This window comes from Frankia sp. CeRuru1 (assembly GCF_977966315.1).
Window position 1 is genome coordinate 1 of sequence record NZ_CDWWEW010000385.1, and the last position, 4,830, is coordinate 4,830.

General features: G+C 68.0%; 5 protein-coding genes and 1 tRNA gene. 4 read left to right on the forward strand and 2 right to left on the reverse strand.

The window, feature by feature from the left end; genetic code table 11:
- Nucleotides 1–280: 280 nt before the first annotated feature.
- Together AC08OP_RS20935 and AC08OP_RS20940 are read left to right on the forward strand one after the other, a co-directional pair.
- Entirely contained in the window at nucleotides 281–1,786 is a 1,506-nt protein-coding gene (locus tag AC08OP_RS20935; protein WP_476615740.1) for a GH25 family lysozyme, read from the forward strand.
- A 178-nt stretch (nucleotides 1,787–1,964) separates the two neighbouring features.
- Nucleotides 1,965–2,522, forward strand: coding sequence for a DUF7144 family membrane protein (locus tag AC08OP_RS20940; RefSeq protein WP_476615741.1), 558 nt, complete (start codon nucleotides 1,965–1,967; stop codon nucleotides 2,520–2,522).
- A 14-nt stretch (nucleotides 2,523–2,536) separates the two neighbouring features.
- Here AC08OP_RS20940 and AC08OP_RS20945 read toward each other — a convergent pair whose 3' ends face one another.
- Nucleotides 2,537–2,989, reverse strand: coding sequence for a gamma-glutamylcyclotransferase family protein (locus AC08OP_RS20945; protein ID WP_462185671.1), 453 nt, complete (start codon nucleotides 2,987–2,989; stop codon nucleotides 2,537–2,539).
- Nucleotides 2,990–3,128: 139 nt separating this feature from the next.
- Between AC08OP_RS20945 and pyrE the strand changes: the two genes are divergently transcribed.
- Nucleotides 3,129–3,662, forward strand: a complete 534-nt coding sequence (gene pyrE / locus AC08OP_RS20950; protein ID WP_476615742.1) for an orotate phosphoribosyltransferase — start codon at nucleotides 3,129–3,131, stop codon at nucleotides 3,660–3,662.
- A 110-nt stretch (nucleotides 3,663–3,772) separates the two neighbouring features.
- On the opposite strand, the gene AC08OP_RS20955 is transcribed toward pyrE, so the two are convergent.
- Nucleotides 3,773–3,857: transfer RNA gene (locus AC08OP_RS20955), tRNA-Tyr, on the reverse strand.
- Nucleotides 3,858–4,043: 186 nt separating this feature from the next.
- Between AC08OP_RS20955 and AC08OP_RS20960 the strand changes: the two genes are divergently transcribed.
- Nucleotides 4,044–4,532: a YajQ family cyclic di-GMP-binding protein gene (locus AC08OP_RS20960; RefSeq protein WP_476615743.1), complete on the forward strand. Its 489-nt coding sequence runs from the start codon at nucleotides 4,044–4,046 to the stop codon at nucleotides 4,530–4,532.
- Nucleotides 4,533–4,830 lie beyond the last annotated feature (298 nt).

Sequence of the window (4,830 nt, forward strand, 5' to 3'; positions counted from 1 at the left end):
GCGCTACGCCGGTCGGAAACGACCCCCCCGTCCTGGTCGCCAGATCCGCCCCATGGCACGCCAGTACGCCCGACCCTCACTCCGTTCCATCGAAACATGCGGAGATTGCCGGCGGGAACAACTAGCCGTAGCAACCTACTTGGACGCCACTCACGCTGATAGCTGTAAGTAATCTCTTCGATGCTTAGCGTATGGAGCACCTGTTGGTGCGCCGCTGCCGGCGTAGCCAACTGCCTGGCGAGCCTCCCCAGCATCGCCTCCCGAGCATCGAGGGTTGCCCATGCGTCCTACGCACCGTTCCAGCCGGTATCCGACGACGCGCAAGGTCCGGCCCGGTCCCACCGCCGACGCCACCGTGCCGACGACCACCGCTCTGCCGACCACCGCTCTGCCGACCACCGCCCCCACGCCTGGCCGCCCGGATGAAGAAGGTCACGGCCCTCCGTCGGGGTCGGCGCGGCGGCGGGTCGACACCCGCCAGTCCCCGCTGCCGATCCCCCTCCCCCGGCGGGTGACGAGCATCGCGGCGCTGGCCATCACCGCGGGGGCGTTGACCGCGACCACCGGAGTCGCCCAGAGCGCGGTGCCGTCCCCGACCTGGCCACGGGGGATCGACGTGGCCTCCTGGCAGCATCCCGGCGGCAGCCCCATCGACTGGATCGCAGCGCGCGGCTCCGGCCTGAGCTTTGCGATCATTAAGGCCACCGAAGGAACGAACTACACCAATCCGTACTTTGCCGCGGACCGGGAGGCGGCCGCCAAGGCCGGTCTGGTGGTCGGGGCCTATCACTACGCGCGGCCGGCGCGGCCGATCTCGACCGCGGTGGACCAGGCACAGCGCTTCATCACGGTGAGCGGGCTGACCCGCGCCGCCGGGCAGCTGGCCCCCGTGCTCGACCTCGAGGACGACGGAGGACTCGATCCCGCCGCGCTGGCCGCCTGGACGAGGGCGTTCCTCGAGAAGATCGAGACCGAGACCGGCCGGGCGCCCATCCTCTACACGTACCGCTCGTTCTGGACCAAGAAACTGGCGGACGACCACAGCTTCGCCCGGTATCCGTTCTGGTTCGCCATCTATAACAACAAGGCGACCCCGGGCTGGCTGCCCGGCGGCTGGACGAAGTGGGCGCTGTGGCAGTACACCTCGAGTGGAAATGTCCCGGGGATCATGGGCAACGTCGATCTGAACGTGCTGTGCTGCACGCTGACCGCGCTCGCCGCACAGGCCGACGGCACCCACAGCGAGATCGAGAAGTGGTACGCGACCGCCGGGCTGAGCCGTCTGGCCGTCGGGACGCCCGTCGACAGCGAACTGCCCGCCGGCGGTGGCGGTCGCTGGCAGCGCTACTCCAACGGCCTGGCCTTCTGGTCCGTGGCGACCGGCGTACGGGCCCTGCACGGATCCATCGCGACAAAGTTCCTGGAGCTGGGCGGAACGAACAGCTTCCTGCACCGACCAGTGAGCGGTGTCGAGTACGCCACGGCCTCGGAGACGCTTCAGGCGAGGTTCCAGGGTGGCTGGATCTACTGGCACCCGGCCATCGGCGCGCACGAGGTCCACGGCCGCATCCTGCAGACCTATCTGGGCCTCGGTGGCACGACGTCGAGCCTCGGGCTTCCGATCACCGACGAGTACTCGGTCCCGGGCGGACGGGAGAGCGCCTTCCAGTTCGGCAAGCTCCGCTGGAGCGTGGCGACGAACGCGGTCACGACACTGCCCGCCGGCAAGAGTGGGACCGGCAGAAGTGGCGTGGGTGCGGCGGGTGGCGCCGGCAGCGCTCCCTGATCGTGTCCCGGGCCGGAGAGAACCATCTCCGGCCCGACGGACACGACGATGGGTGACGGCGGTCTACCGTGGGTATCGCACCTACGCGGCGGAGAGGTAGTCGTATGACCACCGAACAACGACGGACCGCACCATGCGGGCAGAGCGATCCGCCGCGAGTACGACCGGGGAGGATGAGATGGCAGGAACACGGGTGGCACGCCCGCTGAACGGATGGCTCACCTTCGCCGCCGTCATCATGTTCATCGTCGGCTTCCACAACCTGATCTACGGCATCGCGTCCCTGCGCGACTACACCGTCGTAGTGAACAACCTCAACGGCGGGGCCAGCGTGATCTACGCCGACACCACCTTCTGGGGCTGGTTGTGGATCGTGGTCGGCGTCGTCGAGATACTGATCGCCTTCGGCATCGCGGCCCGTAACGAGGCCGCCCGCTGGGGAGGTGTCGCAATCGCGGCGATCAACGCCATCGGGCAGCTGGCGTTCCTTGCAGCGTTCCCGGTCTGGTCTGTCGTCATCATCGCGATCGACGTAGTCGTCATCTACGCACTGTGCACCTACGATGCTCCTCGGGCCAGAGCCGGGTACGAGGAGCCGTATCCGAGCGACCGGGCCGGGGTCTCCGCCGGGCATGAGGCCGGAGTCGGTCGCCTCGCCGAGACCGGTGGCACCCGGGTGACCTCCGGGGGTGGCATCCGGCGCGAGGAGGGTCCGCGGCCGCCCACCACCGGCTGAACGGCGGCTCGCGGTCAGGGTGCCGGATCTGCCAGCCCCGCCCGCCAGGTGACGCATCGCAGGGCGTAGTCGGTGAGATGACGGTCAGCGAAGACGCGGGCGTCCCAGTTCTCCGGCATCGCCTCGGCGAGATCGCGCCAAAGGTAGGCCATGGCGGGTAGCCCGTCGGCCAGGACCAGCGGACGGGCTTCGTAGGCCTCGCCTTCGAAGGCATCGAGGATCGCCCGTTCCCGTGGGGCGAGCCCCAAGAGGACGAGGCCGGCGGTGGCCCGATCCGGCCCGTCCGCCTCGGCCGTGGGCACGAGGCCCGGATAGAGCCGGTCACGCAGCCGGGCGGCCCGCCAGCCGGTGACCGTAGCGGGCCCCGCCTGGGGCACGCGTCCGATGAGCGCCCGCACGACCTCGGGGAACAGCAGCGTCCCGTAGACGAACAGCGGGACCGCGCGCTCCGCCTCAGCCGACGACATGAGGCCACGGTAGTGCCCCGGCCGTGGCGGCCCACGAGCCACGGTTTCTGGTCACCAGTCGCCGGTGACTGTTTAACGACCACCGGTGACCATCTGCGGCCGGCATCCCGGCTGGGAACCGGTCCTAGAGTGAGCAGACGTGAACGACAACGCGGCGCTGGCCGCCCAGGTTCGGGCTGCTTCCCATCTGACCGGGACATTCCTGCTCCGGTCGGGTCGGACAAGCACCGAGTACTTCGACAAGTACCTCTTCGAAGCCGACCCGGCGCTGCTCGCCGCGGTGGTGGCCGGACTCACCGAGTTGGTGCCGCCCGGCACGGAGATCCTCGCCGGACTCGAACTCGGCGGAGTGCCCCTCGCGACTCTGCTCTCCCAGCGCACCGGCCTGCCCGCCCGGTTCGTCCGGAAGAAGGCCAAAGAATACGGCACCCGACGCATCGCGGAGGGCGGCGACGTCACCGGACGCCACGTCGTCCTCATCGAGGACGTGGTCACCTCCGGTGGTGCCGTGCTCGACGCGACCCGGGTACTGCGGGATGCCGGAGCGGTCGTGGAACACGTGCTCTGCGTGATCGACCGGCAGGAGGGCGGCCGGGAGAGACTCGCCGAGCTCGGTCTGACGTTGCACCCCGTCCTGACCCGGGCGGACCTGGATGCCGCCGCGAACACCTGACCGCCCGGCGACAAGGAGCATCCGCGACCGCACGCACACAGGCCCAGAGCGATGCCCCGGGCCTGTGGATCCGAGCCTGTACAGAAGCATGATCCCCGGGAACTGCGGGATGGTGGCAGGTGATGGATTCGAACCATCGTAGGCTGAGCCGACGGTTTTACAGACCGCTCCCTTTGGCCGCTCGGGCAACCTGCCGTCGTGGAGGAGCATACCGGTCCCGACGGAGCATCGTGATGCCGCACCACCCCGCCGCAGCCGCCGACGATCGATTACAACGGTGAGTAGCGGCTCACGAGACGAAGGCCGCGCACCACGATCACGCACAGCACCCGACTCCACACGATCCTCACCCACATCGAACCGACCAGGAGGTCCGCACACGTGGCAGATCCATCCTTCGACATCGTCAGCAAAGTTGATGCCCAGGAGATAGACAACGCCGTCAACCAGACGGTCAAGGAAATCCGGACTCGCTTCGACTTCCGTGACACCGGCGCATCCGCGACGCTGTCCGGCGAGTCGATTCTGCTTGTAGCGAACACGGACGAACGGGTCAAGGCGGTGCTCGACGTGCTTCAGGAGAAGTTCGTCAAACGCGGCATTTCCCTCAAGGCCCTGACCTTCGACGAGCCCAAGCCGTCGGGCAAGGAGTTCCGGTTGCCCGTCACCGTTCAGCAGGGCATCGCGGAGGACAAGGCCAAGGCCATCGCCAAAAAGATCCGGACGGATGGCCCGAAAGGGGTACAGGCCCAGATCCAGGGTGATCAGCTACGGGTGACCGGAAAGAAGCGCGATGACCTGCAGCGCGTGATCCAGATGCTCAAAGCCGAGGACTTCGAAGTTCCCCTCCAGTTCGTCAACTACCGCTGACGCGACGGAAAAGCTCGAGGCAGGGCGCACCCCGCCCGATGGGGGTTTCGGGCGGGGTGCTTGCGGCGGAACCTGGGGGGTTTGCTCCGCCGCGGTCCTGGTTGTGAACCGACGCCGTTTCGGCCGGCAGTTCGCGGTTAGCGGTTCAGGGTTAAAGCGTACTCCGAGTACTTCGGGGTGTTGCCGCGGCGACGCGCCGCGGACAACATCGTGGTCATCAGGCCCGGTCACCGATACGGATTCATGCGTGACATCTGTTCGAGACGCGCGATCCGCTCGTTCATGGGTGGATGAGTGG